The sequence below is a fragment of the Carnobacterium sp. genome, from assembly GCF_032094055.1.
GTDB lineage: Bacteria > Bacillota > Bacilli > Lactobacillales > Carnobacteriaceae > Carnobacterium_A.
The window spans coordinates 4447-5503 of record NZ_DAMDAK010000035.1 but is presented as its reverse complement, the minus strand read 5'-3'; the positions used below and the strand labels follow the sequence as shown (position 1 = coordinate 5503).

At 33.2% G+C, this 1057-nt stretch carries 1 protein-coding gene; it reads left to right on the top strand.

The window, feature by feature from the left end:
* Positions 1 to 325 precede the first annotated feature (325 nt).
* Positions 326 to 1057: DUF975 family protein (locus RT405_RS06970; RefSeq protein WP_313468694.1), on the top strand; the 732-nt coding region annotated here is incomplete at its 3' end.

The window sequence follows — 1057 nt, the reverse complement described above, 5'->3', positions numbered from 1 at the left end:
GTCGATGGAAAATGAAGACTATGAAAAGTGGACTGTTTAAAATCCATCATTAAACATATTCATCAGTTAAAGCGTGTCTTTAGCTGATGGGTATGTTTTTACTTTTATCCAGAATATTCGTGAATTCATTCAGGAAAAGAAGGGTTTTCGCAGGAATCGAAACTTTTTTCAAATGAATAGAGGAAAAAGGGATCATTAACGGCTATCGTGAATAACTAAACAAATGCAGCGGCAAATGAAATTATTTGAGAAACCCTCTTTAAACGTTTATGATTAAAGTAATGAAGAAGAGAGTATAAAAGTAGATTTCATTGGAGGAGAAGGTATGAATATAAGAGCGATCAAAAAAAGAGCTAAACAACAGTTAAAAGGAAATTGGAAAGTAGCTATTTTAAATCTCATTATTATTTCTGTTTTAACTGGCATCATGAGTCAAGCAATTTTTTCAGTTATAGGGGTAGGCAGTTTCTTGTCTTTGCCGGATATGATTAGTACCAGTACCTATGAAACAAACGTAGCAGTCACTTTATCGCCAGGAATTGGTCTGTTGACAGGACTAGTTAGTTTTCTCATCGGGTTGCTTTCAGGACTGTTGAATGTAGGTTACAACTGGAGCATCCTTGATATGGTCGACGGGGCTAAGCTCACAGTAGAATCCATGTTTCAAACGTTTAGAAAAAAAAGAATTTGGAAAATACTAGGATTAATATTAGTGATGAATATTTTAATCGTTTTATGGTCCTTGTTATTGATTATTCCAGGAATTATTAAAACATACAGTTATAGTCAAGCTTTGAATATTTTAAAAGACGATCCAGATATTTCAATTATGGACGCTTTAGACCAAAGTCGTCAATTAATGAAAGGTAAAAAATGGAAATTATTTATTCTGCAACTTTCTATCTATCTTTGGTTAGTGGTTCCTTTAATCGTATTTGTTGTGTTTTTCTTAGGGAGTTTACGTTCATTAAATGAAAGTTCTCTCAATGATGGAGGACTAGTATGGGTTTTTGTTCTCTTGTTTCTTGGTTTACTGCTGTATACTATTGCAATTTCG